A 25,328-nucleotide genomic window follows, 5' to 3' on the forward strand; every position below is an offset into this window, starting at 1 on the left:
GGACCTTGCGATGGCGTCAGGCGGCCAGCGAGGCGTTGTCGATCACGAAGCGGTACTTCACGTCGCTGCGCTGCATGCGGTCGTAGGCCTCGTTGATCTGCTGGGCGGGGATCATCTCGATGTCCGCGACGATGCCGTGCTCGGCGCAGAAATCGAGCATCTCCTGCGTCTCGGCGATGCCGCCGATGAGCGAACCGGCGATCGAGCGGCGGCCGAAGATCAGGTTGCCGACGCTGGGGCTCGGATGGGCATGCTCGGGCACGCCGACCAGGCACAGCGTGCCGTCGCGCTTGAGCAGGCGCGTGTAGGCGTCCAGGTCGTGGCTGGCCGCCACGGTGTTGAGGATGAAATCGAAGCTGCCGGCATGTTTGGCCATGTCGTCGGGGTTCTTCGAGATCACCACCTCGTCCGCGCCCAGGTCATGCGCATCCTGCCGCTTGGACTCCGAAGTGGTGAAGGCGACCGTGTGCGCGCCCATCGCATGGGCGATCTTGATGCCCATGTGGCCCAGCCCGCCGATGCCGACGATGCCGACCTTCTTGCCCGGGCCCGCACCCCAGTGGCGCAGCGGCGAGTAGGTGGTGATGCCGGCGCACAGCAGCGGCGCCACCGCGGCGAGCTGGTCTTCGGGATGCCGGATCTTCAGCACGAAGCGGTCGCTGACCACGATCTGCTGCGAGTAGCCGCCCAGCGTGTGGCCGGGCGCGTCCGGCGTCTTGCCGTTGTAGGTGCCGGTGAAGCCGTTCTCGCAGAACTGCTCCAGCCCTTCCCCGCAGGACGCGCAGTGCTGGCAGCTGTCGACCAGGCAGCCGACGCCGACGGTGTCGCCGACCTTGAAGCCGGCGACCTCGCTGCCGACCGCGCTGACGTGGCCGACGATCTCGTGGCCGGGCACGCAGGGGTACAGCGTGCCGGCCCACTCGGAGCGGACCGTGTGCAGGTCCGAGTGGCACACGCCGCAATAGGCGATGTCGATCTGCACGTCGTGCGGGCCAGGCTGGCGGCGCTCGATATCGATCGCTTCGAGCGGCTTGTCGCTGGCGTGGGCACCGTAGGCTTTGGTCTTCATGGAGGGTTCCTGTGCGGGTGGGGAGGTGTGGCAACCGGTGGACGGTAGCAAAGGCGCCTCAGCGCTTTCCAACGCCGGCGAGGTACTGCGCGTCGCTGACGTGCTCCATCCAGTCGACGACCTTGCCGTCGAGTGCTTCCTGGATCGCGATGTGGGTCATCGAGGTGGTCGGCGTGGCGCCATGCCAGTGACGGTGGCCCGGCGGACAATAGATGGTGTCGCCGGCGCGGATTTCTTCGATCGGGCTGTCCTGGCACTGCGTCCAGCCGCAGCCGGCGGTGACGATGAGGATCTGGCCCAGCGGGTGAGAGTGCCAGGCCGTGCGCGCGCCCGGTTCGAAGGTGACGCTGGCGCAAGCGGTGCGTCCCGGTTCGGGCGCGGTAAAGAGCGGATCGATGCGGACCTGGCCGGTGAACCACTCGGCCGCCCCCTGCATCGATGGCTGGGACCCGTTGCGCTTGATCTGCATGGTTTGGGGGTACTCCGTGAGGGCCGCCCGCTAGTGTGGGGATGGCGGACGCCCATGATTAGCCGACGCAATGTGCATGCACCTATGATCCAGGCTCATGAATCGCGTTACGCGCGCGCGATGGGCCGGCGGAACTACAACCGTCTACTCGCCTTCGGATCGGTGGCGCGTGAGCGCAGCTTCGACCGCGGCGGCGCGGCCGGGCGTATCTCAATCGGCGCTGAGCCACGCCGTCAGCGGGCCGGAAGCACGACCGGGTTGCTCGCATTGGTTTGAGGAAGGAGGAAGCGTGGCTGGGGTGCGCGTTTGTTATTGAAAAGTGGACGAAATTGTCTACGCCAAATGCCACGAATGCCTAGCGGATGCTTAACGGGAGCTGTGTTGCAGTTTGCCTCGAGTACGCCGACTCCCCGAGGTGAAAGCCATGCACGACGCACTCGACATCCGCACCGCTCCCCGGCGCCGTGCCGACACGTCCACCGCGGCAAGGGCCCGTCGTCCAGGCACTCGCCGGCGCTTCCCGAGGGAAGCGTTCGATGACTGGGACAGCTCCCGCCACCGCGCGCTTGCGCCGGCCTGATCCGGCGTAACCGCTCCCGGGGGAAACACATCACCACGCCAGCCTGCGGCCCCACCGCAGGAACGGGTGTCTGCGCCTGCGGCGAGGACATCGCGTGCCACAGCCATCGTTCGTCAGGGAGATTCCATGAAGAAGTTGATTGCGATCTGCGCCGTGCTCGGCGCGCTGGCCGCCGGTACCGCCGCGGCGAAAACCGTGACCCTGCTCAACGCGTCCTACGACCCGACGCGCGAGCTCTATCGCGACGCCAACGCCGCCTTCGCCGCGCAATGGAAGGCGCAGCATGGCGACAGCGTGACCATCCGCATGTCCCACGGCGGCTCCGGCAAGCAGGCGCGCGCGGTCGTGGACGGCCTGCCGGCCGACGTGGTGACGCTGGCGCTGGCGCACGACATCGACGTGCTGGCCGATCGTGGCCTGATGCCCGCCAACTGGCAGCAGCGGCTGCCCGACAACAGCGCGCCCTACACCTCGACCATCGTGTTCCTGGTGCGCAAGGGCAACCCGAAGAAGATCCGCGATTGGTCCGACCTGGTGCGCCCGGGCGTGCAGGTGATCACGCCCAACCCCAAGACCTCCGGCGGCGCGCGCTGGAACTTCCTGGCCGCCTGGGGCTACGCGCTCAAGCAGCCCGGCGGCAACGAGGCCAGGGCGAAGGCCTTCGCACACGAGTTGTACAAGCACGTGCCGGTGCTGGACACCGGTGCGCGCGGCGCCACCAACACCTTCGTCCAGCGCGGCATCGGCGACGTGCTGCTGGCATGGGAGAACGAGGCGATCCTCGCCCGGCAGGAAATCGGCGGCGCGGACGTCGAGATCGTGGTGCCATCGATGAGCATCCTGGCCGAGCCCACGGTGGCGGTCGTCGACCGCAACGTCAACAAGCACGGCACCCGCGCCGTGGCCGAGGCCTACCTGAAGTTCCTCTACTCGCCGCAGGGCCAGGAGATCGCGGCGAAGAACCACTATCGCCCTCGCTCGCCGCAGGTGATGGCGAAGTACGCCGACCAGTTCCCGAAGATCCACCTGTTCACGCTGAAGGACATGTTCGGCAACTGGGACCAGGCGAACAGCAAATTCTTCGCCGACGGCGCGATCTTCGACCAGATCGGCCCGGGGACCTGACATGAGGCGGCGCATCCTTCCCGGCTTCAACCTGAGCCTCGGCTACTCGCTCACTTATCTCGGCCTGATCGTGTTGCTGCCGCTGGCGGCGCTGGCCTGGAAGGCCTCGGGACTGGGCATCGGCGGCCTGATCGATCTGCTGCGGGTGCCGCGCACGCTGGCGGCGCTGAAACTGAGTTTCGGTGGCGCCACGCTGGCGGCGGCGATCAACGTGGTGGTCGGCCTGCTGGTGGCGTGGGTGCTGGTGCGCTACCGCTTTCCCGGGCGGCGCCTGTTCGACGCCGCGGTCGACCTGCCCTTCGCATTGCCGACGGCCGTGGCCGGCATCGCGCTGACCGCGCTGTACGCGCCCAATGGCTGGATCGGGCAGTGGCTCGCCGCGCTCGGCCTCAAGGTGGCCTATACGCCGTGGGGTGTGCTGGTGGCGATGGTGTTCGTCGGCTTCCCGTTCGTGGTGCGCACGCTGCAGCCGGTGCTGGAGACGCTGGAGCACGACGTGGAGGAAGCGGCCGAGACGCTGGGCGCGCGGCGCTGGCAGATCTTCCTCAAGGTGATCCTGCCGATGCTGGTGCCGACGTTGCTGACCGGCTTCGCGCTGGCGCTGGCGCGCGCGGTGGGCGAGTACGGATCGGTGATCTTCATTGCGGGCAACATCCCGATGAAGTCGGAGATCGCGCCGCTGCTGATCGTGCAGAGCCTGGAGCAGTTCGACTACGCCGGTGCGGCGGCGCTGGGCGTGGCCATGCTGGCGTTCTCCTTCGTGCTGCTGCTGCTGATCACGCTGCTGCAGCGCTGGAGCCATCGCTGAGCGGCGGTGGCGCCATGAGCCGGCGGCCTTCGCGTTCGTTCGGTTGGCCGCGCCTGCTCGGGCGGACCCTGCTCACGCTCGCCGCGGTGGCGTTCCTGATCGTATTCCTGCTGCTGCCGCTGACGGCGGTGTTCGTCGAGGCCTTCCGCCAGGGCGCGGGCGCCTTCTTCGACGCGATCGGCCAGGACGAGGCGCGCTCGGCAATCTGGCTGACCGTGCTGGTGGCGGCGATCGCCGTGCCGGTGAACTTGGTGTTCGGCATTGCCGCGGCCTGGGTGATGGCGCGCTTCGAGTTCCGCGGCAAGTCGCTGCTCGGCGCCTTCATCGACCTGCCCTTCTCGGTCTCGCCGGTGATCTCCGGCCTGGTCTACGTGCTGCTGTTCGGCGCGCAGGGCTGGTTCGGGCCGTGGCTGGAGGCGCATGGCGTGAGCATCATCTTCGCCGTGCCAGGCCTGGTGCTGGCGACGATGTTCATCACCCTGCCGTTCGTGGCGCGCGAGCTGATCCCGCTGATGCAGGCGCAGGGCAACGAGGAAGAGGAAGCGGCCCGCGTGCTCGGTGCCAACGGCTGGCAGATGTTCTTCCGCGTGACGCTGCCGAACATCCGCTGGGCGCTGCTCTACGGCGTGCTGCTGTGCAATGCGCGCGCGATGGGCGAGTTCGGCGCGGTGTCGGTGGTGTCCGGGCACATCCGCGGGCTGACCACGACCATCCCGCTGGAAGTTGAGATGCGCTACAACGAGTACGACTACGTGGGTGCCTTCGCGGTGGCTTCGCTGCTGGCCTTGCTGGCGCTGGTGACGCTGGCGATCAAGACCGCGCTCGAATGGCGCTATGGCGACGAGATCGCCTCGCACGCGCCGGGTGGGCGGTGATGGGCCTTCGCATGCACGCAGATGGCGGTCGCGCACAAGGTGCGCTCCTGCATCGTCACTCCCTTGTAGGAGCGGCCGTGGGCGCGACCGCGGACAGCACGGTCGCGCCCAAGGGCGCTCCTACAGGTGCGTGGACGACGCCCGAATCCTTCTTCGATATCGGCTTTCCCGGAGACGACGCATGACCCTCGAACTGACCCGCCTCAACCGCCGCTTCTCCGATTACCCGGCACTCAACGACGTCAGCCTGTCGATCGCGCCGGGTGAGTTCCTGGCGCTGCTCGGTCCTTCCGGCTCGGGCAAGACCACGCTGCTGCGCATCCTCGCCGGGTTGGACTATCCGGAAAGCGGACAGGTGAATTTCAACGGTAAGGACTATCTGGCCGCCGCGCCGCGCGAGCGCAACGTCGGGCTGGTGTTCCAGCACTACGCGCTGTTCCGCCACCTGACCGTGGCCGAGAACGTGGCCTTCGGCCTGCGCGTGCGGTCGCGGCGCACGCGTCCGAAGCGCCACGAGATCGAAGCGCGCGTCGAACAATTGCTCAAGCGCGTGCAGCTTGACGGTTTCGGCAAGCGCTTCCCGTCGCAGTTGTCCGGTGGCCAGCGCCAGCGCGTGGCGCTGGCCCGCGCGCTGGCGGTGGAGCCGGACCTGCTGCTGCTCGACGAACCCTTCGGCGCGCTCGACGCGCAGGTGCGCGTGACGCTGCGCCGCTGGCTGCGCCGGCTGCACGAGGAGCTGGGCCTGACCACCGTGTTCGTCACCCACGACCAGGAAGAAGCACTGGAACTGGCCGACCGCATCGCGGTGATGAACCGCGGGCGCATCGAGCAGGTCGGCACGCCGCGGGAGATCTACCAGCAACCGGCCACGCCGTTCGTGTGCGAGTTCATCGGCAAGGCGAACCGGTTGACCCTGCGCCGCGAGGGAGCGCGCTTCCTCGCCGGCGGCTGGATCTTCGCCGACGAGCCGTGGGCCGGCGAGCACACCCGGGCGATGGCCTACGTGCGCCCGGAACACCTGACCCTGTCGACCACGCCAGTACCCGGCGCGTGGCGCGCGCGCCTGCGCCACGTCTATCTCGCCGGCAGCGTGGCACACCTGGACCTGGACGTGGCCGCGCTGGACCAACCACTGGAAGCCGACATCGCCAGCGAAGACCTGGCGCGGATGGGATTGCAGGCCGGGGCGCAGCTGTATGTTTCGCCCAGCCACGCAGTGATCTTCCCGCTGGACCATGACGGCAAGCCGGTCGCCGAAGACCGCTGGCTCTGGCGGGCCGGCGTCGTGAGCCCGCCGGTCCGCCTGCCGATCAAGCGCTCAGAAGCTGAGCTGGGCGCGCATCGCGTAGATGGTGGGATCCAGCGGTAGGTTGCCGCGGTCGCTGAAGGCGCGGATCAGGTTGGCCTGCAGCTTGAAGTGGGTGCTGATGTACCAGTTCAGGCCCAGCGTCCAGTCGTGTTCGCGCCCGCCCATCACCGCTCCGTCGTCCAGGTCGAGCGTGGCGTAGCGCAGTGCCAGCTCGAGCGCGCCCCAGGGATGCTGCGGCGTGAGGCCCGCGACCGAGCCGGTCTTGTAGCCGCGCGATTCGCCGGTCAGCGCCCAGGTGCCGAACACGTAATAGCCGCGGGCGTGGAAGTCGCGCAGGCCGGGACGGATCGCCTGCATCGCCAGGTATTCGCCCTGGAGCAGCATCGGGCCGTGGATCCAGGCCGCTTCCAGGCCCTGGCGATCGAGCCGGTCGACACCCAGCAGCGTGCCGGTGTCGACCAGGCGCACCGGCGTCAGGTTCACCTCCGGGCGCGCGCGGATGCGGCCGGTGCGGTCGTCACGCAACTCGCGCGAGGCGGTCAGGCCCAGGTGCACCACCTCGCCCTGTTCCTGCACCGGGTTGTACACGACGCGACCGGCGAAGGTTTCGCCGGCGGCATCGTCGTTCAGATCGTGGCGCGTGAAGAACCCCACCTGCAGCAACCAGTGCGGGATGCCCTGGTAGAACCAGTCGACGCCGACACGTCGGCCTTCGTGCACCGCCTGCTCGGGCAGGCTGCGCTCCATGAAGGTCACGTTGCTGGTGGAGGTGTTGCCGTCCTCCCAGCCCACCGGCGTCTTGAACTGGCCGAGGCGGAAGCGGCCCGCCCTGGTTTCCAGGCCGATGTAGTTGTCGACCCAGCTGTTGGACTGGAAGTCGTAGCCGGCGTTGATCGTGAAGACGCCCTTTTTCTCGACGTAGAGATTGAACTCCTGTCGTCGCCAGGTGTGCGCGTCGTCGAACCGGTCGCTGCCGTCGGGCATGCGGTCGTCGGTGAACTGGTTGAGGTCGTACTGCAGCAGACCCTTCAGGCCGGCGTTGACGCCGTTGCCCAGCTCCACGCTGGTGGGCCAGGAGTCCGAATCACCCGCGAGCGCCGGTTGGACCAGCCCGCAGGCCAGCGCGGCGGCGGCCAGGATACGTAGACGCATGATTGCTCCCATCGAAAGAGAAGCCCTTGGCTTTCGGAGGCAGGAATAACAGGACGCTGGTTAGCTTGCGATCCACCCCGCGTTCGCCGGCGGTGACGCAAGTGATTGACGAAAGCGAAACGGGCGCCGGCGAAAGCGCGCATTGTCCCACGCCTCCGGCTGATCGCTTCGCCGTTGGCGCCCGCATGCGTGGCGGGAACGCTATAAGCTTCCGGACCTCATCTACGCAGGGGAACCCAAGCATGCGCCGTACGCTTCTCGCCCTCACGCTCGCCAGCCTTCTCGCCCTGCCCGCGCTGGCCGACGAAGCCAAGCCCACGCCGACCACGAAGGAACTGCTGGCCCAGTCCCGGCCGCAGGAATGGCGCACGCCCGACCCGGCCAACCTGCTCGACATGAAGCTGCCCGGCGGCCACGTGCTGATCGAGCTGGCGCCGGACTTCACCCCGCTGCACGCAGCCAACATCCGCACGATGGCGCACGAGCATTACTTCGACGGCCTGGCGATCGTGCGCGTGCAGGACAACTTCGTCACCCAATGGGACGATCCGGCCGCCGACGACGAGGACAAGGCGCACATCAAGCCATTGGGCAGCGCGAAGAAGACCCTGCCGCCGGAGTTCACCCGCGCGATCGATGCCAAGCTCGAATGGACGCCGCTGCCCGATGGCGATGTCTATGCGCCGCAGGTGGGCTTCTCCGAAGGCTTCCCGGTGGCGCGCGATCCGGCGTCCGGCCGCGAGTGGATCGCGCATTGCTACGGCACGGTCGGCGTGGCGCGCGACATAGGGCCGGAAACCGGCAACGGCAGCGCGCTCTACGCGATCATCGGCCAGGCACCGCGCGGGCTGGACCGCAACCTGGCGGTCGCCGGCCGCGTCATCGACGGCATCGAGCTGCTCTCGGCCTTGCCCCGCGGGCCGGCGCCGATGGGGTTCTATACGGACAAGTCGCAGCGCGTGAAGATCGAATCCCTGCGCCTGGCAGCGGACATGCCCAAGGCCGAGCGGCCGAAGATCGAGGTGCTGCGTACGGACAGCCCCACCTTCGCCAGGCTGGTCGAGGCCAAGCGCAATCGGCGCGATGCGTTCTATACGAACCCGGCGGGCGCGATCGACCTGTGCAGCATCGGCATTCCGTCGCGCGAAGGTAAGTAGCTCAGAGAGTGGGCGGTACTCGGGTGCGCGCGCACGACGCTCCGCCCGACCCCTCACCCGCCTGTCCGCCCCCTCTCCCGGAGGGAGGGGGATTTGAATGTGGTTTGAGGGCAACGCAGCGACCGGCCATCTCCCTCCGGGAAAGGGGTTGGGTGAGGGTTCGGCGCCGCCGACACCCCTGCCCTCCCTCAAAAGCGGCCAGCGAAAAGCCGGAACATTCCCGCGCCCGTCCACCTACAATGCGCGCCTCCCCCTCGCGCGACACTCCCCATGCAAGCCACTGCCAAGGCCCGCCTGCAGATCCACTTCTGCGTGGTGCTGTGGGGTTTCACCGCGATTCTGGGCAAGCTGATCACGCTGCCGGCGGCGTCGCTGGTGTGGTGGCGCATGTTGCTGGTGACCCTCGCGCTGGTGGCCACGCCGCGGGTCTGGCGTGGACTGAAGGCGATGCCCGCGCGGCTGCGCTGGGCCTATGCCGGCATCGGCGTGCTGGTGTCGCTGCATTGGCTCACCTTCTATGCGGCGATCAAGCTCTCCAACGCTTCGGTGGGTGCGACCTGCATCGCGCTGGGGCCGGTGTTCCTGGCTTTCGTGGAACCGTGGATCGCGCGCCGGCGCTTCGATCCGCGCGAGCTGCTGCTCGGGGTCGCGGTGGTGCCGGGCGTGGCCATGGTGGTCGGCGGCGTGCCGGTCGCGATGCGCCTGGGGCTCGTGGTGGGCACCGCTTCGGCGCTGCTGGTGGCGCTGTTCAGCGCGTGCAACAAGCGGTTGGTCGAACACGGCGACCCGCTTACCGTGACCTGCCTGGAACTGGGTACCGGCACGCTGTTCCTCGGCCTGCTCGCGCCGCTGCTGCCGCATGCCGGCAACGCCTTCGTGCTGCCCGGCCTGCATGACGCCGTCCTGCTGGTACTGCTGGCCTTCGGCTGCACGCTGCTGCCGTTCGCACTGGCGCTGGTGGCGCTGCGCCACCTGAGCGCGTTCGGCACGCAGATGGTGACCAACCTGGAACCGGTGTACGCCATCGTGCTGGCCGTGGTGCTGCTGGGCGAACAGCGCGAGCTGGCCTGGCCGTTCTACCTGGGCGTGGCGGTGATCCTGGCCGCGGTGTTCGTGCATCCCTGGCTGAGCCGCCGCAAGGAGCCGGCGCAGCCGGAGCTGCTGGGCGTGAGCGAGTCCCACAACACCGCCGAGTGAATCGGCCTGCAGGAGCGCACCCTGTGCGCGACCGGGCGACCGAATTGGAGGCCTACGTCGCGCACAGGGTGCGCTCCTGCAGGTAGATGGACGAGCCGGCCTCTATACTTCGGCCATGAATTACCGCCACGCCTATCACGCCGGCAATTTCGCCGACGTCCTGAAGCACGTCGTGCTGTCCGCGCTGATCGATGCGCTCAAGGCCAAGCCCACGCCGTTCGCCGTGATCGACACCCATGCGGGCAGCGGCTGCTACGCGCTCGAGGGCAAGGAGGCGGAGAAGACCGGCGAGTGGCGCGAAGGCGTGGGTCGGCTGCTGTTCCCGGACGTCGGCCCGCACGCGAGCAGCGGTGGCCCGCTGCCGCCGCTGCTGCGGCACTGGCTGGATGGCCTGCTGTCCATGCCCGGCAACGAGCATGGCCTGAAGCTCTACCCCGGTTCGCCGTTGCAGGCGGCGATGGCCATGCGCCAGAGCGACAGCGCCCAACTGTGCGAGCTCCAGCCGGAGGAGGCGTCGCGCCTGCGCGAGCTGTTCCATGGCGACAAGCGCATGCACGTGCACCAGCGCGACGGCTACGAGGCGCTCAAGGCGTTGCTGCCGCCGCAGGAGAAACGCGGCCTGGTGCTGATCGACCCGCCGTACGAGGCGCAGGAGGCCGAGTACCGGCTGATCGAGCAGGCGCTCAAGGGGGCACTCGCGCGCTGGCCCACCGGTGTCTATGCCGTGTGGTACCCGATCAAGCTGCGCAGCCAGGTGCAGCCGTTCCTGCGCTGGCTCGGCCACTGCGGCGCCCGCCGCGTGCTGCGCGCGGAGCTGCTGGTGCACCCGGACGACTCGCCGCTGCGCCTGAACGGCTCGGGCATGGTCATCCTCAACGCGCCCTGGAAGCTGGACGAGACCCTGCGCGAGCCGCTGCGCGCGCTGTCCCGGCTGCTGGCGCAGGAGCGCCCAGCCGAATGGCGGCTGGACTGGCTGCTCGAGGAAGGCGCCGCGCCGCCGCCCTCGCCGCTACCGCGTTCACACGGCCGCCGCTAAGCTCGCTCCGGACCGCGGCGACATCCCGCCGCGCCCTTTCTTCGCCAAGGTCAGGAGCCCGCCATGCGCATCCGCCTCGCTTCGATCACGTTCCGCTCGCTCGTGCCCGCCACGCTGCTGATGCTCGCCGCCTGCGCCCCCGCGCCGATCTACAAGCCCGTCGCCGACGCGGTGAGCGCCGCGCCGTACCAGGTCGCGCAATCACCCGAACAGTTCGCCAGCAAACAGGTGATCTGGGGCGGCCGCATCGTTGGCGTGACCAACCTCGCCGACCATAGCGAGGTGGAAATCCTCGCCTACCCGCTGGACAAGTCGCAGCGGCCGCAGGCCAACGACAGCGGCAATGGCCGGTTCATCGCGGTCATGCCGGGCTACGTCGAATCGCTCGACTATCCCTCCGGCGGGCTGATCACGGTCAACGGTGAGCTCAACGGCAGCCGCGCGGGCAAGGTCGGCCAGGCGGATTACGTCTTCCCGCTGGTGCAGGTGAACCAGTCGCACGTGTGGACCGCCGACGAGATGAACAAGGGCAAGAACAACGTGCACTTCGGCGTGGGCGTGGGCGTCGGGATCCGCTGAGCTGCCCGCCCGGGACGAACGGTGGGGATGGCCGTTCGCCCCAGCCGCGGGCGCATGCCCTTAAACTGACCGGCCACCCGCAGGAACCTACGCATGTCCGGCCACGCCAATTCGCTCAAGGCGATCTTCCTCGCGCTCGGCGCGAACTTTGCAATTTTCATCGCGAAACTGGTCGCCGCCTTCCTGACCGGCTCGGGGGCGATGCTGGCCGAAGCGGTGCACTCGCTGGCCGACTGCGGCAACCAGGGCCTGTTGCTGCTGGGCATGCGCCAGGCGAAGAAACCGCCGTCGGACGAATACCCGCTGGGTTGGGGCCGCGCGCTGTACTTCTGGTCGTTCCTGGTGGCGATCCTGCTGTTCAGCGTCGGCGGCATGTTTTCGGTCTACGAGGGCGTGCACAAACTCAGCCATCCGGAACCGCTCAAGTGGCCCTGGCTGGCGCTCGGCGTGCTGGTGTTCGGCATCGTTGCCGAGGGCATCTCCATGCGCGGCTGCATGCAGGAGGTCAACAAGGCGCGCGGCGAGCAGGGGCTGTGGACCTGGTTCCGCGAGACCCGCTCCAGCGAGCTGCTGGTGATTTTCGGCGAGGACCTCGCGGCACTGATTGGCCTGTGCCTGGCTGCGCTGGCCGTGGGCGCCACCATGCTCACCGGCAACCTGCTGTTCGACGCCATGGGTACGATCGCGATCGGCGTGCTGCTGGTGGTGGTGGCCGTGGCGCTGGCGGTCGAGGTCAAGGCCCTGCTGATCGGCCAGGGCGTGGAACCGCGCCGGCGCGCCGAGCTGATGGCCTTCCTGGAAAACCGCCCGGAAGTGGCCAAGGTGCTCAACCTGATCACGCTGCAGATGGGCGCGGACGTGATGGTGTCGGTCAAGGCGAAGATGGAGGCGTGCGCCAGCGATCGCGCGATGATCGAAGCGATCAACACCGTGGAGCGGGCGATGAAAGCGCAGTTTCCCGACATCCGCTGGAGCTTCTTCGAGCCGGATCTGGTCGACTAAACCTGACCCTGCTTCCCTCCGGCCTGGGAGGATCGAGGTGGGGGCTCGGGAATGACTCCTTGCGTTCGCTTCCTCTCCTCTCCGGGGGAGGATTGAGGTGAGGGCTTGAGTATGGCTCTTTGCATGCGCTTCCTCTCCTCTCCCGGGAGAGGATTGAGGTGAGGGCTTGGGTATGGCTCTTTGCATTCGCCTCCTCCCCTCCGGGGAGAGGATTGAGGTGAGGGCTTGGGTATGGCTCTTTGCATTCGCTTCCTCTCCCCTCCGGGGAGAGGATTGAGGTAAGGGGCCGGGGCTCGCAAGGAATCCATCAGAGCCACGCTTCGATCGATTCCCAACGCAAGAGTGTCCCCTCACCCCAACCCTCTCCCCGGGGGGGGGGAGAGGGAGCAAAGCCGCGCTTCGACCCGCTCATGCCGCGAGGTCGCCCCCTCACCCCAGCCCTCTCCCCGGCAGCGGGAGGGACAGGCCGGCGCTCCGTCCAAAGGCGTTCGCCGGCGTAGAATGAACCGACCCATCCGCGATCCAGCCCCATGATCCTCACCCCCCGCCTGATCGTCCTGCTGTTGCTCCTGCTGTTCGCGCTCTGCGTGCTGCTGGTGCACCTGCGCGGGCGGGCGCGGCTGCGCTTCGATCGCCAGTTGGTCGACCATTCGGCGATCTTCGCGCCGTACAACCTGCTGATGTACGCCTTTTCGGCGGTACCGGCGCGGCCGATCCTGGACCGCCGCGGCTTCCCGCAGCTGGACCTCTTGCAGGCCAACTGGCAGACCATCCGGGAGGAGGCGCTGCGCCTGTTCGACGAGGGCCACATCCGCGCCGCCGGGAAGCATAACGACGCCAGCTTCAACAGCTTCTTCAAGCAGGGCTGGAAGCGTTTCTACCTCAAGTGGTACGGCGAGCCGCTCGCCTCGGCCGAGGCGCTGTGCCCGAAGACGGTCGAACTGCTCAACGCCATCCCCAGCATCAAGGCGGCGATGTTCGCCACGCTGGCACCGCACAGCAAGCTCAACCCGCACCGCGATCCGTTCGCCGGTTCCCTGCGCTACCACCTGGGCCTGATCACGCCCAACTCGCGCGACTGCCGGATCTTCGTCGATGGCGAGGAGCACGCCTGGGGCGACGGCAAGGACGTGGTGTTCGACGAGACCTACGTGCACTGGGTCGAAAACAAGACCGACCAGACGCGCGTGATCCTGTTCGCCGACGTCGAGCGCCCACTGCGCACGCGCTGGATGGGCGCGATCAACCATCGCGTGGGTGCGTTCATGGGCAAGATCACCGCCTCGCCGAACGCGGACAACGGCGTGGAAAAGGTCGGCTTCGTCAACCGCATGTTCGCGCTCAACCAGCGCAGCCGCGAGCGCAGCAAGGCGTTCAAGCGCCGGCACCCGAAGCTGTTTCGCGCGCTCAAGTATGCCGGCATCGTGCTGCTGATGTGGCTGGTGTTCCTGGCGCCCTGGCCGCTGGTGCGCTAAGCCGGTCACGTTCTGCGCCGCTCGCGCGTCCTGGCCACATCCCACAGGAGAAACTCCATGGATGCCCAGACCGCACTTTTCCAGCAACACCGCCCCCGCCTGTTCGGCCTGGCCTACCGCATGCTCGGCACGCCGACCGATGCCGAGGACGTGCTGCACGACGCCTGGCTGCGCTGGCACGCGCAGGACACGGCCGTGCTGGACGACCCCGAGGCTTGGCTGGTCACCGTGACCACGCGCCTGGCGCTGGACCGCCTGCGGCGTGCCAAGTCCGAACGCGAACACTACACCGGCCCCTGGCTGCCCGAACCGCTGGTACCGGACGAGGATCACCCCGAAGCGACCCTCGAGCGCGGCGAGTCGATCACGCTCTCGTTTCTGCTGCTGCTCGAACGGCTGAGCCCGGACGAGCGCGCCGCCTTCCTGCTGCACGAAGTGTTCGACTACAGCCACGCCGAGGCCGCATCGATCCTCGACATCGCCGAGGACGCCTGCCGCCAGCGCGTGCACCGCGCCAAGGCACGCCTGCGCGAAGGCCGGCCGCGTTTCAACGTCGATGCGGCGGCGCAGCGACGGATGCTCGAGCGCTTCGTGGCGGCGATGGCCCAGCCCAGCCTGGACGCGCTGCGCGCCCTGTTCGCCGAGGATGCCATCCAGATCAGCGACGGCGGCGGTGTGGTGCGCGCCACCTTGCGGCCGCTGTACGGCGCCGAGCGGCTGGCCCGACTGTACCTGCAGATCGCCGGCAACCTCGAGCCTTACGAACCGCGCTACGAACTGACGACCCTCAACGGCGCGCCGGCCCTGCTGATGTTCACGGGCGACACGCTGAGCTCGGTCGTCTGGGTCGAGTGCGAGGGCGACCGCATCACCGCCATGCACGGGCTTCGCCACCCCGGCAAGCTGGCGCGCCTGCTGGCGGTCACGAAATCGGCGGCCACCGCGTCCTTGCATTGAACGGCCCATTCCGGGCCGCCCTTCAAGCCAAGGAGTCATCCATGTCCCGTTTCGCCATCCAACGCCACTACAAGTCGATGATGCCGCTGGTCCAGCTCGGCAAGCAGGTCCACGACGCCGGCCGCCTGGAGCCGCGCCTGATCGACCTGGTGCTCATGCGCGTCTCGCAGATCAACGGCTGCGCCTACTGTCTGGACATGCACAGCAAGGACGCCCGCGCCGCGGGCGAAACCGAGCAGCGCCTGTACGTCCTGCCGGCGTGGCGCGAAACCACCCTGTTCAGCGAGCGCGAACGCATCGCCCTGGCCTGGGCCGAGGAGCTGACCGAACTGAACTCGCACGACGCAGTGTCCGACTCGCTCTACGAGCAGGCCCGACAGCTCTTTGACGAGGAGGCGCTGGTCGACCTCACGCTACTGGTCGTGACGATCAACAGCTGGAACCGCATCAATATCGCCGGCCGCACCGTCGGTGGGAACTACAAGCCCGGGATGCACTGAGCCGGTTGCGCGCGAAAGCGCCCCCATCCGCCTTCGGCACCATCCCCCGCGATGCGGGGGATGGCTCAGATGCAGGCCGCCTCGCGTCTCCCAGCCCGAGCTGTACCTCAATCCGAGCCTTCCCCCGCATCGCGGGGGAAGGTGCCGACAGGCGGATGGGGGCAACCGGAGCGAGCGATCCCAGGCTCTTGCGGAAACCCAAACGAAAAACGGCCGCGGATGAGCCGCGGCCGTCAATCACTGCGTAGCGAAACTCAGCCCGTCACGCGCTTCGCAATCGCTTCGCCGAAGCTCTGCGTGTTGCCCTTGCCGCCCAAGTCCGGCGTGACGTGGTCATGGTCGTTGGCCATGGCCTCGCGGATGGCGTTGCGCAGGCGGGTGCCCTTGTCGACCATCCCCAGGTGATCGAGCATGTCGGCCGCGGCCAGCAGCAGCGCGCAGGGGTTGGCGATGCCCTTGCCGGCGATGTCCGGCGCGGAACCGTGTACGGCCTCGAAGATCGCCGCGTGCTCGCCGATGTTGTCGCCCGGGGCCAGCCCCAGGCCGCCGACCAGGCCGGCGCACAGGTCCGACAGGATGTCGCCGAACAGGTTGGTGGTCACGATCACGTCGAACTGCTCGGGACGCATCACCAGCTGCATGCAGGTGTTGTCCACGATCATCTCGTTGAACTCGATCTGCGGGTATTCCTTGGCGATCTCGCGCGCCACGTTGAGGAACATGCCCGAGGCCGTCTTGATGATGTTGGCCTTGTGCACCGCCGTGACCTTCTTGCGGCCCTTCTTGACCGCCATCTCGAACGCGTAGCGCACGATGCGGGCGCAGCCCTTGCGCGTCACGCGGATCATCGAGGTGGCGATCTCGCCGTCCTCGGACACGCTCTGGCCTTCGGCCAGGTAGGCGCCCTCGGTGTTCTCGCGCACCGTGATGATGTCGATGTTCTCGTAGCGCGCCTTGGTGCCGGGGAAGCTGGTCGCCGGACGCACGTTGGCGTACAGGTCGAAATGGCGGCGCAAGGTGACGTTGATCGAGGTGAAGCCGCCGCCGATCGGCGTGGTGAGCGGGCCCTTGAGCGCGACCTTGTGCTCAGCGATCTTGTCCAGGGTCGGCTTGGGCAGGAGGTCGCCATGCTTCTCCAGCGCCACCATGCCGGCGTCGACGAAGTCGTAGCTCAGGCCGCAGTCCAGCGCGTCGAGCACGCGCAGGGTGGCGGTCATGATTTCCGGACCGATGCCGTCGCCCGGGATCACGGCGATGGTTTTGCTCATGGGAGACTCCTTGGGGACTGATCGCGGCCGTGCGGCGGGAAATGCGCGCGGCAAAGAGCCCCATTATCGCCGATGCGACCCCGTGCCGGCAGCAGGCAGGGCGCGCCAGGGCGTTGCAAATCCTCGCATGGAGCGTTGCGGTTCATCGCACCGTGGGTGCGTAGGATGGGCTTCAGCCCATCGAAACCGGCCGGAAAGGTAAGCCGAAGCCCCACCGTGCTGAAACTAAGGGCGATCGACACTGGCGGCGCCTTGCAGCCGATCGGGAAATCCACGGCAACCGGGGGAGGTGGGCTGAAGCCCACCCTACTCAGGCCTGCGCGTGGTCTGTGCAACCCTCGCCGGGTGCTTCGCCCTCTTCCAGTCGATCGAGGAAATCCACGGCGCGACGCAGGTGCGGGATCACGATCGAACCGCCCACCACCAGGCCCACGCTGAAGGTCTCGAAGAACTCCTCGCGGGTGACGCCGGCCTCCTTGCACTGCGCCACGTGGTAGCTGATGCAGTCGTCGCAGCGCAGCACCATCGAGGCGACCAGGCCGAGCAGCTCCTTGGTCTTCACGTCGAGCGCGCCTGGCTTGTAGGTCTGCGTGTCCAGCGCGAAGAAGCGCCGTACGACCTGGTTGTCCTCGGACAGGATGCGCTCGTTCATGCGCTGGCGGAACGCGGTGAATTCCGCCACGCGGTCCTTGCTCTTCTCGGCGTCGCTCATGCGGCCTCGCCCAGCAGTTGCTTGAGCTTGCCACTTCGGTCGGCGGCGACCAGGTCGTCGTAGCCGCCGACGTGCTGGTCGTTGATGAAGATCTGCGGCACCGTGCGGCGACCGCCGCTGCGCTGGAGCATCAGCTCGCGCTGGGCCGGGTCGGCATCCACGCGTACTTCGTTCCACTCCAGCCCCTTGGACTTGAGCAGGTTTTTGGCGGCCACGCAGTAGGGACACACGGCGGTGGAATAGACCTCGATCTTGGGCATGACGAACGCTCCGGGGGAACTTTGGAACCGGGCCTTTACATGAGGTCCGGGCCGTCCGTTTGCAAGCAACGGGCGATGAACCGACGCCGGTACCGGCGGTCTGTACTGATGTATTGTCGCCCACCTATGGCCATGGCACCACGACTCGCCCCCCGCCTGCTCACCGCGCTGGTCACCGCCTGCCTCGCCTTCGGCGCGGGCGCGCAGGAGGACATCCGGCTGCCGGACCTGGGCAGCTCGGCCGACGCGCTGATTTCTCCGCAGGACGCCCAGGACTACGGCGCCGCGATGCTGCGCGAGATGCGCTCGCTGGACATGGTGGTCGAAGACCCGCTGCTGGACGACTACCTCAACGACCTCGGCTACCGTCTGGTGGCCAGCAGCGACCGTCCGAAAGACCGCTTCACGTTTTTCGTGGTCAAGGACGAGGAGATCAACGCCTTCGCCGCACCCGGCGGGTACATCGCCGTCAATTCCGGCCTGATCGCCATCACCCGCAGCGAAAGCGAGCTGGCCGGCGTGATCGCCCACGAGATCGGCCACATTACGCAGAACCATCTGCAACGCGCGTTCGAGGATTCGAAGAAGGACGCGCCGCTGATGGCGCTGGTGCTGCTCGGCGCGGTCGCCGCGGGCGCCAGCTCGCACAGCGGCGACTCGCCCATGGCGGTGCTGGCTGCGGGCCAGGGCCTGATCGCGCAACGCTCGATCAACTTTACCCGCAAGGACGAGATCGAGGCCGACCGCGTCGGCATCCAGACGCTGGCTAACGCCGGCTTCGACCCGCGCGCCATGGCCAGCTTCTTCGAGCGCATGCAGGACACCCTGCGCGCCGGTTCCGGCGGTACCGACGTGCCCGCGCTGCTGCAGACCCACCCGGTGACGCTCGCGCGCATCAGCGACGCCAAGTCGCGTGCGGGCACGCTGCTGGCCGCGCAGAAGCTGCGCCCGAGCGGTACCACGCTGGTACGCGGCGACTGGGAGAAGACCACCGCGCCGATCGCCTACGTGAAGGACCCGACCGCGCTGCTTGCCGCCGCCCCGGCCAAAGGTGGGCTGGATACCTACGCGATGATGCGTGAGCGCACCCGCGTGCTGGCCGGCGACGCTTCCAAGCTGGTCCACTTCTACGACGCGAGCTTCGGCACGACTGGCTTCGATACCCCCGCCACCCGCTATGGTTACGCGCTCGCGTTGACCCGCAGCGGCGCCGGCGCGCCGGCGATCGCGCAGCTCAAGCCCCTGCTCGCGGCCCACCCGGACAACCTGATCCTCAACCTGGCGATGGCCGACGCGCAGTTGCAGGATGGCCAGCGTGCCGACGCCCTGGCGCGCTACGCCCGCCTCAACACCCGCTCGCCGCACAATCGCGCGGTCGCGCTGGCCTACGCCAAGGCGCTGACCGCCGGGGGCGATACCGACCAGGCGACGCTCGCCGCCTCCCTGCTGCGCCCGCTGCTGGACAACGCCGACGAACCGGACATCTACCGCAGCTACGCACGCGCCAGCGACAAGGCCGGCGACAGCGTACGCGCCGGCGAGGCCTATTCGGACGCCAGTTACCTCTCCGGCCGCCCGTTCGATGCCATGGAGCAACTGAAGCGGCTGCTCAAGCGCGACGACCTGGACTACTACGCCCGCGCGCGCATCCAGGCACGCATCGCCGACCTGACGCCGCTGGTGCTGGAACTGCGCAAGCGCAAGGTGCAGACGGTGGACAATCCGGACGGGCGGAGCCAGTAGCCCGGCGCCTCACGAGAGCCACGTCTCCGGGCCTTGCACAAGAAGCGCGGTCCCGAGCTTCCCCCGCGAACGCGGGGGCAGGTGCCGACAGGCGGATTGGGGGCGCTCTTGGCGGGGAGCTTGGGGGCCTGTCGCAAGACCTTCCCCATCCGCCCTGCGGGCACTTTCCCCCGTGGGACGGGGGAAGGAACCTCCTCCCCGCCCGGTGTCATCCCCACGTAACATTCCCCCATTGCAATAAGCCCGTCACAGGCCAGGCGCAAACCGCGTGCACAAGCGCATCCTCATCGTCGAAGACGAAGCCTCCATCCGCGACATGGTCACCTTCGCCCTGCACAAGGCCGGCATGGAGGCCATGCAGGCGGCCGATGCCCGCGCGGCCCAGATCGCCATCGCCGAGCAGGTGCCGGACCTGATCCTGCTGGACTGGATGCTGCCGGGTACCAGCGGACTGGAGCTGGCGCGGCGGCTGCGAAAGGAAGAGCTCAGCCGCGAAATCCCGATCATCATGCTCACCGCGCGCGGCGAGGAAATGGACCGGGTCAACGGCCTGGAAGCCGGCGTCGACGACTACGTCGTCAAGCCGTTCTCCACCCGCGAGTTGATCGCCCGCATCAAGGCGGTGCTGCGCCGCAGCCAAGGCGACGACGGTACCGGCATGGTGGAACTGGGCGGCCTGCGCATCGACGGTCCGGCGCACCGCGTCTTCGCGGGCGAGGAGCCGGTGCCGATCGGCCCCACCGAATACCGCCTGCTCTACTTCTTCATGACCCATCCCGAGCGCGTCTACACCCGCGCGCAGTTGCTCGACCATGTCTGGGGCGGCAGCGTGTACGTGGAAGAACGCACAGTCGACGTGCACATCCGCCGACTGCGCAAGACGCTCGAACCCTGGCAGCTGGACGGCATGGTGCAGACGGTGCGCGGCTCCGGCTACCGCTTCTCGGCCAGCGCCTGAGTCACCTGCCCCCGGACCCGACGCATGACCCGCGCACGCCGCCTCGCCATCACCCTGCACGACCTGCGCGACGCGGCTGACAGCCTGCCCGACGCGATCGTGTTGCTGGACGAAGCCTGGCGCGTGCGCTGGTTCAACCGCGCCGCCGAGACGCTGCTGGGCCTGCGCCGCGGCAAGGATCGCGGCGTGCTGCTCTCCGACCGACTGCAGGGCACCGACCTGGCCGCCTGGCTGCGCGCCGGGTCGCGGATGCCGCTGCACGACGTGGCGGCGCCCGGCCGCGCCGAAGGCCACCTGGACGTCTCCGTGCAGCCCTTCGGCCGCCGCCAGCGGATGTTGCTGGGACGCGACATCAGCCCGCTGACGCGGCTGGAGCAGATCCGCCGCGACTTCGTAGCCAACGTTTCGCACGAACTGCGCACGCCACTCACCGTGATCCACGGTTACCTGGAACTGCTCGACCCGGAGGACGTGCCCGAGCTGGCCCCGGTGCTCGGCGAGATGCGTGCGCAGTCCAAGCGCATGGGCCAGATCGTGGAAGACCTGCTGACCCTCTCGCGCCTGGAAACGCAGGACCACGTGGTCGACGAGCGCGTGCCGATGGCCGCGTTGCTTGCCACCCTGCGCAAGGAAGCCGAGGCGCTGAGCCAGGGCCGACACCAGGTCACGCTGGAGGCGGAAACGGACTGCGACCTGCTCGGCTCCCCGAAGGACCTGCACAGCGCGTTGTCCAACCTGGTCAGCAACGCCGTGCGCTACACCCCGAACGGCGGCCGCATCATGATCGGCTGGCGCCGTACGGTCGACGGCGCGACCTATTCGGTCACCGACACGGGCTACGGCATTCCGGCCAGCCACCTGGCGCGACTGACCGAGCGCTTCTACCGCGTCTCCTCCAGCCGCTCGCGCGAGACCGGCGGCACCGGGCTGGGGCTGTCCATCGTCAAGCACGTACTCAACCTGCATCAGGGGCGCCTGAGCGTGGAAAGCGCGCCGGGCAAGGGCTCCACGTTCGCCTGTCATTTCGGGCCTGAACGCCTGCTGCCCGCCGAACCGGGCACCCTGTAGGAGCGCACCTGTGCGCGACCGCGAACCTCCCGGTCGCGCACAGGTGCGCTCCTACAGGGGCCTGCGCGGCTGAAGGCCACCCGACCGTATGACGGTGACCGGGTGTACTTGGCCTCCGCATCGTCCAGAATGGGTCCCCATGGCCCGCAAACTGCCGCAAACCGCCACTGCGATCGCCGACCTGTCCGCGCCGGAGCTGTTCCTGAGCCGCGAGCTGGCCGCGCTGGAGTTCAACTTCCGCGTGCTCGCCATGGCGCGCGATGCGCACGTACCGCTACTGGAACGGCTGCGCTACCTGAGCATCGTGGCGAACAACCTCGACGAATTCTTCGAGGTACGCGTGGCGATGCTCAAGCACCACCACGCCTATGGCTCGGCCGCACCGGGGCCTGACGGGCTGTCCTCCGGCGAGCTGCTGACGCGCATCCGCGCGCGCGTGCTGGACCTGGTCACCGAACAGTACGCGACCTGGCAGGAACAGCTCCGCCCACAGCTGGACGCCGAGGGCATACGCTTCCTCACCCGCCACCAGTGGAACGCCGTGCAGCGGCGCTGGCTGCAAGGCTATTTCGAACACGAGGTGCTGCCGGTGCTCTCGCCGCTGGGCCTGGACCCGGCGCATCCGTTCCCGCGCATCCTCAACAAGACGCTGAACATCGCCGTGGTGCTGCAGGGCCGCGACGCGTTCGGGCACGAGGGCCACATGGCGCTGGTGCGTGCGCCGCGCTCGCTGCCGCGCATCGTCAAATTGCCGGCCGAAGTCGGTGGCGACGGCGACACCTTCGTGTTCCTGGCCGAGCTGCTGCAGGCTTTCGTCGACCTGATGTTTCCCGGCTTCAAGGTAGTCGGCTCCTATCAGTTCCGCGTCACCCGCAACAGCGAGCTGATCGTCGAGGAAGCGGAAGTGGAAAACCTCGCCCGCGCACTCAGCGAGGAATTGCTCGGGCGCGGATACGCGCGGCCGGTGCGGCTGGAAATCGCCAACGACTGCCCGAAGGCGATCACCGCCATGCTCGTGGCCAATTTCGAGCTGGAGGCATCGGACGTCTACCGCTGCGACGGCCCGGTCAACATCATCCGCGCCGGCGGCATCTACGACCACGTGGACCGGCCCGAGCTCAAGTTCCCGCGCTTCGTGCCCTGCCTGCCGGCGGCGATCGAGCCGGGCGCCAACCTGTTCGAGCTGATCGGCCAGCGCGACGTGCTGCTGCACCATCCCTACGAAAGCTTCGCCGCGGTGGTCGACCTACTGCGCCAGGCCGCCGCCGATCCCGCCGTGCTGGCGATCAAGCAGACGCTCTACCGCGCCGGCGAGGACACCCCGCTGGTCGACCTGCTGGTGGAGGCCGCGCGCAACGGCAAGGACGTTACCGTGGTGATCGAGCTGCGCGCGCGCTTCGACGAGGAAGCCAACATCCGCTTGGCCACGCGGCTGCAGGAGGCGGGCGTGCAGGTGGTCTACGGCGTGGTCGGCTACAAGACCCACGCCAAGATGATGCTGATCGTGCGCCGCGAAACGGACATGCTGCGCCGCTACGTACACCTCTCGACCGGCAACTACCACCAGGCCAACAGCCGGATGTACACCGACATCGGCCTGATGACCTCCAACCCGGAGATCGGCGAGGACCTGCACAAGGTGTTCCAGCAGCTCTCCGGCCTGGGCTCGGTGATCAGCCTCAAGCGCCTGCTGCATTCGCCCTTCACGCTGTACAAGAGCGTGGTCGCCAAGATCGAGCGCGAGACCGCCAACGCGCAGGCGGGCAAGCCGGCGCGCATCGTCGCAAAGCTCAACGCGCTCAACGAATCGCACGTGATCGAGGCGCTCTACCGTGCCTCGCAGGCGGGCGTGGAGATCGACCTGATCGTGCGCGGGGCCTGCACGTTGCGCCCGGGCCTGCCGGGTATTTCCGAGCGCATCCGCGTGCGCTCGATCGTGGGCCGTTTCCTGGAGCACAGCCGCGTGTACTGGTTCGCCAACGACGGCCAGCCGGAAATCTACTGCGCCAGCGCCGACTGGATGGAGCGCAACCTGATGCGCCGCATCGAGGTGGCCTTCCCGATCCTCGACCCGGCGCTGGCCGCACGCGTGTTCGACGAGACGCTGGCCAACGGCCTGGCCGACAACACCCAGGCCTGGCTGCTCGGCAGCGACGGCCGCTACACCCGCGCCGTACCGGGCGACCAGCCACCGCACAGCGCGCAGCAGACGCTGCTCGACAAGATTTGCGCATGACCCCGCGAGCGCCGACCTCCCGTAGGAGCGCACCTGTGCGCGACCGCAATGCATGGCACGTCCATGGGTTCAGCACCGGCCGCCATGGCGGTCCCGCACAGGTGCGCTCCTGCAGCATGGCGTCCGCGTGCGTCTGGCCCCGCGTGGCAGAATGCCCGCTTCACCTGCCTGGAACCCCCGCGTGACCACCGAGCCCGTACCCATCAAGGATGGCGAGCTGATAGCGGCCGTCGACCTGGGCTCGAACAGTTTCCACATGGTGGTCGCGCGCATGGAGCACGGCGAGCCGCGCGTTATCGATCGCCTGCGCGACAGCGTGCGCCTGGCCGCCGGCCTGCGTTCGGACGGCACGCTGGACGCGGCTCATCGCGCCCGTGCGCTGGCCAGCCTGGCGCGCTTCGGCCAGCGCATCGAGAGTCTTCCTTCCGCCAACGTGCGCGCAGTGGCCACCAATACCGTGCGGCGCCTTTCCTCGCCGCACAACTTCCTGGGCGCGGCAGAGGACGCGCTGGGCCATCCCGTGGAGATCGTCTCCGGCCGCGAGGAAGGTCGGCTCATCTTCCTTGGCGTGGCGCATGACCTGCCCGCCTCGCGCGAGCCGCGGCTGGTCATCGACGTGGGTGGTGGCAGTACCGAATTCATCATCGGCCGCGGGCTCGCGCCGCTGCATACCGAGAGCGTGCAGGCCGGATGCATCGCCTCGACGTTGCGTTTCTTTCCCGGCGGCCGGCTTACGCCCAAGCGCTGGCAGCGCGCGCGCAGCGAAGTGGGTGTGCTGCTGCAGCAGTTTGCCGAGGATTTTCGCGAAGCCGGCTGGCAGGAGGCCTACGGCTCCTCGGGTAGCGCCAAGGCCGTCGACGCCGTGGTACAGGCGATGGGCCTGACCGACGACGGCGTCACCCTCGACGCCCTGGCCGAGTTGCGCGAAGCGGTGCTGGAACAGGGCCAGATGGACCTGTTGCGGCTGCCCGGCCTGACCGAGGAACGCGCGCCGGTGTTCGCCGGCGCGGTGGTGATCCTCGAAGCTGCGTTCGAGGCGCTGGGCATCGACCACATGCGCGTGTGCGAAAGCTCCATGCGCGAAGGCCTGCTGTGGGACCTGCTTGGGCGCGCCGGCGGCCGCGACCCACGTACCGACAGCATCGACGCGCTCGCTACCCGCTACGGCGTCGATCGCGCGCAGGCGCGGCGCGTCGAGCAGACGGCCCTGAGCCTGTTCGACCAGGTCGCGCGTCCCTGGAAGCTGGATACCGAGGCGCGCGAGTGGCTCTCCTGGGCCGCCCGCGTGCACGAGATCGGACTGGCCATCGCGCACAGCCAGCATCACCACCACGGTGCCTACATCCTGCGCCACGCCGACCTGGCCGGTTTCTCGCGGCAGGAGCAGCAACTGCTTTCGGCGGTGATCGAGGCGCACCGGCGCAAGCCGGCCAAGGCACTGATCTCGGTACTGCCGCAGCGCTACCGCGCGCTAGCCCGGCACATCACCGCGCTGCTGCGGCTGGCTGTGCTGTTCCGCCGTGGGCGTCGCGCCGAGTCGCTGCCGCCACTGAAGCTCAGCGCCACCAGCCATCGCCTGCGCCTGGCCATTCCGGCTACATGGCTTGACCAGCACCCACTGACCGAGGCGGACCTGGAGCAGGAACAGGGGCCGATGGCGGAACTGGGTTTGACGCTCGAAATCCAGCGCACCTGAGCCTTACCACCCCATCTCCAATCCCCGCGCACGGGGGAAGGATCGAGGGCGTGGCGCTCCGGACAGCGCGCGCTTCAGCCTGAACAACGCCACCGCG

General features: G+C 68.3%; 22 protein-coding genes and 1 pseudogene. 17 read left to right on the top strand and 6 right to left on the bottom strand.

Annotated features, from left to right (window positions below; translation table 11 throughout):
* Positions 1-16: 16 nt before the first annotated feature.
* Together ACFWZ3_RS15940 and ACFWZ3_RS15945 are read right to left on the bottom strand one after the other, a co-directional pair.
* Entirely contained in the window at positions 17-1,069 is a 1,053-nt protein-coding gene (locus ACFWZ3_RS15940) for an NAD(P)-dependent alcohol dehydrogenase (protein ID WP_439708662.1), read from the bottom strand.
* A gap of 58 nt (positions 1,070-1,127) precedes the next feature.
* Positions 1,128-1,538 carry a (R)-mandelonitrile lyase gene (locus ACFWZ3_RS15945; protein ID WP_439708663.1) on the bottom strand — a complete coding sequence of 137 codons (411 nt, stop codon included), beginning with the start codon at positions 1,536-1,538 and terminating at the stop codon, positions 1,128-1,130.
* Between the two features lie 706 nt (positions 1,539-2,244).
* On the opposite strand from ACFWZ3_RS15945, the gene ACFWZ3_RS15950 reads away from it, so the two are divergent.
* From ACFWZ3_RS15950 to ACFWZ3_RS15965, 4 genes and pseudogenes are all read left to right on the top strand, one after another.
* Positions 2,245-3,243, top strand: coding sequence for a sulfate ABC transporter substrate-binding protein (locus tag ACFWZ3_RS15950; RefSeq protein ID WP_439708664.1), 999 nt, complete (start codon positions 2,245-2,247; stop codon positions 3,241-3,243).
* Position 3,244: 1 nt separating this feature from the next.
* Positions 3,245-4,051, top strand: a complete 807-nt coding sequence (gene cysT, locus ACFWZ3_RS15955) for a sulfate ABC transporter permease subunit CysT (RefSeq protein WP_439708665.1) — start codon at positions 3,245-3,247, stop codon at positions 4,049-4,051.
* 14 nt (positions 4,052-4,065) lie between these two features.
* Positions 4,066-4,926: a sulfate ABC transporter permease subunit CysW gene (cysW, locus tag ACFWZ3_RS15960; protein ID WP_439708666.1), complete on the top strand. Its 861-nt coding sequence runs from the start codon at positions 4,066-4,068 to the stop codon at positions 4,924-4,926.
* A 181-nt stretch (positions 4,927-5,107) separates the two neighbouring features.
* Positions 5,108-6,154, top strand: a pseudogene (locus tag ACFWZ3_RS15965) (sulfate/molybdate ABC transporter ATP-binding protein); the annotation flags it as partial.
* A gap of 90 nt (positions 6,155-6,244) precedes the next feature.
* Here ACFWZ3_RS15965 and ACFWZ3_RS15970 read toward each other — a convergent pair.
* The gene (locus ACFWZ3_RS15970; RefSeq protein WP_439708667.1) at positions 6,245-7,387 is read right to left on the bottom strand and encodes an OprO/OprP family phosphate-selective porin; all 1,143 of its coding nucleotides are present in this window, start codon (positions 7,385-7,387) and stop codon (positions 6,245-6,247) included.
* Between the two features lie 242 nt (positions 7,388-7,629).
* Between ACFWZ3_RS15970 and ACFWZ3_RS15975 the strand changes: the two genes are divergently transcribed.
* The 8 genes from ACFWZ3_RS15975 to ACFWZ3_RS16010 all read left to right on the top strand — a co-directional run bounded on the left by ACFWZ3_RS15975 (position 7,630) and on the right by ACFWZ3_RS16010 (position 15,290).
* Positions 7,630-8,544 carry a peptidylprolyl isomerase gene (locus ACFWZ3_RS15975; RefSeq protein WP_439708668.1) on the top strand — a complete coding sequence of 305 codons (915 nt, stop codon included), beginning with the start codon at positions 7,630-7,632 and terminating at the stop codon, positions 8,542-8,544.
* A gap of 270 nt (positions 8,545-8,814) precedes the next feature.
* Positions 8,815-9,741 carry an EamA family transporter gene (locus ACFWZ3_RS15980; RefSeq protein ID WP_439708669.1) on the top strand — a complete coding sequence of 309 codons (927 nt, stop codon included), beginning with the start codon at positions 8,815-8,817 and terminating at the stop codon, positions 9,739-9,741.
* 115 nt (positions 9,742-9,856) lie between these two features.
* Positions 9,857-10,777, top strand: coding sequence for a 23S rRNA (adenine(2030)-N(6))-methyltransferase RlmJ (locus tag ACFWZ3_RS15985; protein ID WP_439708670.1), 921 nt, complete (start codon positions 9,857-9,859; stop codon positions 10,775-10,777).
* A 63-nt stretch (positions 10,778-10,840) separates the two neighbouring features.
* Positions 10,841-11,356, top strand: a complete 516-nt coding sequence (locus ACFWZ3_RS15990) for a Slp family lipoprotein (RefSeq protein ID WP_439708671.1) — start codon at positions 10,841-10,843, stop codon at positions 11,354-11,356.
* A 93-nt stretch (positions 11,357-11,449) separates the two neighbouring features.
* On the top strand, positions 11,450-12,358 hold the full coding sequence (locus tag ACFWZ3_RS15995; RefSeq protein WP_439708672.1) for a cation diffusion facilitator family transporter: 909 nt from the start codon (positions 11,450-11,452) through the stop codon (positions 12,356-12,358).
* A gap of 548 nt (positions 12,359-12,906) precedes the next feature.
* On the top strand, positions 12,907-13,833 hold the full coding sequence (locus ACFWZ3_RS16000) for an aspartyl/asparaginyl beta-hydroxylase domain-containing protein (protein WP_439708690.1): 927 nt from the start codon (positions 12,907-12,909) through the stop codon (positions 13,831-13,833).
* 57 nt (positions 13,834-13,890) lie between these two features.
* Positions 13,891-14,790, top strand: a complete 900-nt coding sequence (sigJ, locus tag ACFWZ3_RS16005; RefSeq protein ID WP_439708673.1) for an RNA polymerase sigma factor SigJ — start codon at positions 13,891-13,893, stop codon at positions 14,788-14,790.
* Between the two features lie 41 nt (positions 14,791-14,831).
* Positions 14,832-15,290, top strand: a complete 459-nt coding sequence (locus tag ACFWZ3_RS16010) for a carboxymuconolactone decarboxylase family protein (RefSeq protein ID WP_439708674.1) — start codon at positions 14,832-14,834, stop codon at positions 15,288-15,290.
* Between the two features lie 254 nt (positions 15,291-15,544).
* Here ACFWZ3_RS16010 and ACFWZ3_RS16015 read toward each other — a convergent pair whose 3' ends face one another.
* From ACFWZ3_RS16015 to grxC, 3 genes are all read right to left on the bottom strand, one after another.
* Entirely contained in the window at positions 15,545-16,558 is a 1,014-nt protein-coding gene (locus tag ACFWZ3_RS16015; RefSeq protein ID WP_439708675.1) for an isocitrate dehydrogenase, read from the bottom strand.
* A 310-nt stretch (positions 16,559-16,868) separates the two neighbouring features.
* On the bottom strand, positions 16,869-17,270 hold the full coding sequence (locus ACFWZ3_RS16020) for a carboxymuconolactone decarboxylase family protein (RefSeq protein ID WP_439708676.1): 402 nt from the start codon (positions 17,268-17,270) through the stop codon (positions 16,869-16,871).
* Positions 17,267-17,530: a glutaredoxin 3 gene (gene grxC / locus ACFWZ3_RS16025; RefSeq protein ID WP_439708677.1), complete on the bottom strand. Its 264-nt coding sequence runs from the start codon at positions 17,528-17,530 to the stop codon at positions 17,267-17,269. Before grxC ends, ACFWZ3_RS16020 begins: the two co-directional genes overlap by 4 nt.
* A gap of 126 nt (positions 17,531-17,656) precedes the next feature.
* Here grxC and ACFWZ3_RS16030 point away from each other — a divergent pair, with 126 nt between their 5' ends.
* The 5 genes from ACFWZ3_RS16030 to ACFWZ3_RS16050 all read left to right on the top strand — a co-directional run bounded on the left by ACFWZ3_RS16030 (position 17,657) and on the right by ACFWZ3_RS16050 (position 25,231).
* Positions 17,657-19,273, top strand: coding sequence for a M48 family metalloprotease (locus tag ACFWZ3_RS16030; protein WP_439708691.1), 1,617 nt, complete (start codon positions 17,657-17,659; stop codon positions 19,271-19,273).
* Between the two features lie 268 nt (positions 19,274-19,541).
* Positions 19,542-20,231, top strand: a complete 690-nt coding sequence (gene phoB, locus ACFWZ3_RS16035; protein WP_439708678.1) for a phosphate regulon transcriptional regulator PhoB — start codon at positions 19,542-19,544, stop codon at positions 20,229-20,231.
* A gap of 24 nt (positions 20,232-20,255) precedes the next feature.
* The gene (phoR, locus tag ACFWZ3_RS16040; RefSeq protein WP_439708679.1) at positions 20,256-21,299 is read left to right on the top strand and encodes a phosphate regulon sensor histidine kinase PhoR; all 1,044 of its coding nucleotides are present in this window, start codon (positions 20,256-20,258) and stop codon (positions 21,297-21,299) included.
* Between the two features lie 139 nt (positions 21,300-21,438).
* On the top strand, positions 21,439-23,535 hold the full coding sequence (gene ppk1, locus ACFWZ3_RS16045; protein ID WP_439708680.1) for a polyphosphate kinase 1: 2,097 nt from the start codon (positions 21,439-21,441) through the stop codon (positions 23,533-23,535).
* A gap of 151 nt (positions 23,536-23,686) precedes the next feature.
* Complete coding sequence (locus ACFWZ3_RS16050; RefSeq protein WP_439708681.1) at positions 23,687-25,231, top strand: Ppx/GppA phosphatase family protein; 1,545 nt, start codon at positions 23,687-23,689, stop codon at positions 25,229-25,231.
* Positions 25,232-25,328: the final 97 nt, after the last annotated feature.

This window comes from Frateuria sp. GZRR35, from assembly GCF_051900415.1.
In the GTDB taxonomy this organism is placed as follows: domain Bacteria; phylum Pseudomonadota; class Gammaproteobacteria; order Xanthomonadales; family Rhodanobacteraceae; genus Frateuria_A.

Coding starts and splice junctions, on each gene's coding strand:
- ACFWZ3_RS16030 (WP_439708691.1), top strand. CDS start 17,657: ATGGCCATGGCACCACGACTCGCCCCCCGCCTGCTCACCGCGCTGGTC.
- sigJ (WP_439708673.1), top strand. CDS start 13,891: ATGGATGCCCAGACCGCACTTTTCCAGCAACACCGCCCCCGCCTGTTC.
- ACFWZ3_RS16010 (WP_439708674.1), top strand. CDS start 14,832: ATGTCCCGTTTCGCCATCCAACGCCACTACAAGTCGATGATGCCGCTG.
- ACFWZ3_RS16015 (WP_439708675.1), bottom strand. CDS start 16,558: ATGAGCAAAACCATCGCCGTGATCCCGGGCGACGGCATCGGTCCGGAA.
- ACFWZ3_RS15970 (WP_439708667.1), bottom strand. CDS start 7,387: ATGCGTCTACGTATCCTGGCCGCCGCCGCGCTGGCCTGCGGGCTGGTC.
- ACFWZ3_RS16020 (WP_439708676.1), bottom strand. CDS start 17,270: ATGAGCGACGCCGAGAAGAGCAAGGACCGCGTGGCGGAATTCACCGCG.
- cysW (WP_439708666.1), top strand. CDS start 4,066: ATGAGCCGGCGGCCTTCGCGTTCGTTCGGTTGGCCGCGCCTGCTCGGG.
- ACFWZ3_RS15995 (WP_439708672.1), top strand. CDS start 11,450: ATGTCCGGCCACGCCAATTCGCTCAAGGCGATCTTCCTCGCGCTCGGC.
- ACFWZ3_RS15940 (WP_439708662.1), bottom strand. CDS start 1,069: ATGAAGACCAAAGCCTACGGTGCCCACGCCAGCGACAAGCCGCTCGAA.
- ACFWZ3_RS15985 (WP_439708670.1), top strand. CDS start 9,857: ATGAATTACCGCCACGCCTATCACGCCGGCAATTTCGCCGACGTCCTG.
- phoR (WP_439708679.1), top strand. CDS start 20,256: ATGACCCGCGCACGCCGCCTCGCCATCACCCTGCACGACCTGCGCGAC.
- ACFWZ3_RS15975 (WP_439708668.1), top strand. CDS start 7,630: ATGCGCCGTACGCTTCTCGCCCTCACGCTCGCCAGCCTTCTCGCCCTG.
- ACFWZ3_RS15950 (WP_439708664.1), top strand. CDS start 2,245: ATGAAGAAGTTGATTGCGATCTGCGCCGTGCTCGGCGCGCTGGCCGCC.
- ACFWZ3_RS15990 (WP_439708671.1), top strand. CDS start 10,841: ATGCGCATCCGCCTCGCTTCGATCACGTTCCGCTCGCTCGTGCCCGCC.
- grxC (WP_439708677.1), bottom strand. CDS start 17,530: ATGCCCAAGATCGAGGTCTATTCCACCGCCGTGTGTCCCTACTGCGTG.
- ppk1 (WP_439708680.1), top strand. CDS start 21,439: ATGGCCCGCAAACTGCCGCAAACCGCCACTGCGATCGCCGACCTGTCC.
- cysT (WP_439708665.1), top strand. CDS start 3,245: ATGAGGCGGCGCATCCTTCCCGGCTTCAACCTGAGCCTCGGCTACTCG.
- ACFWZ3_RS15945 (WP_439708663.1), bottom strand. CDS start 1,538: ATGCAGATCAAGCGCAACGGGTCCCAGCCATCGATGCAGGGGGCGGCC.
- ACFWZ3_RS16050 (WP_439708681.1), top strand. CDS start 23,687: ATGCCCGCTTCACCTGCCTGGAACCCCCGCGTGACCACCGAGCCCGTA.
- ACFWZ3_RS15980 (WP_439708669.1), top strand. CDS start 8,815: ATGCAAGCCACTGCCAAGGCCCGCCTGCAGATCCACTTCTGCGTGGTG.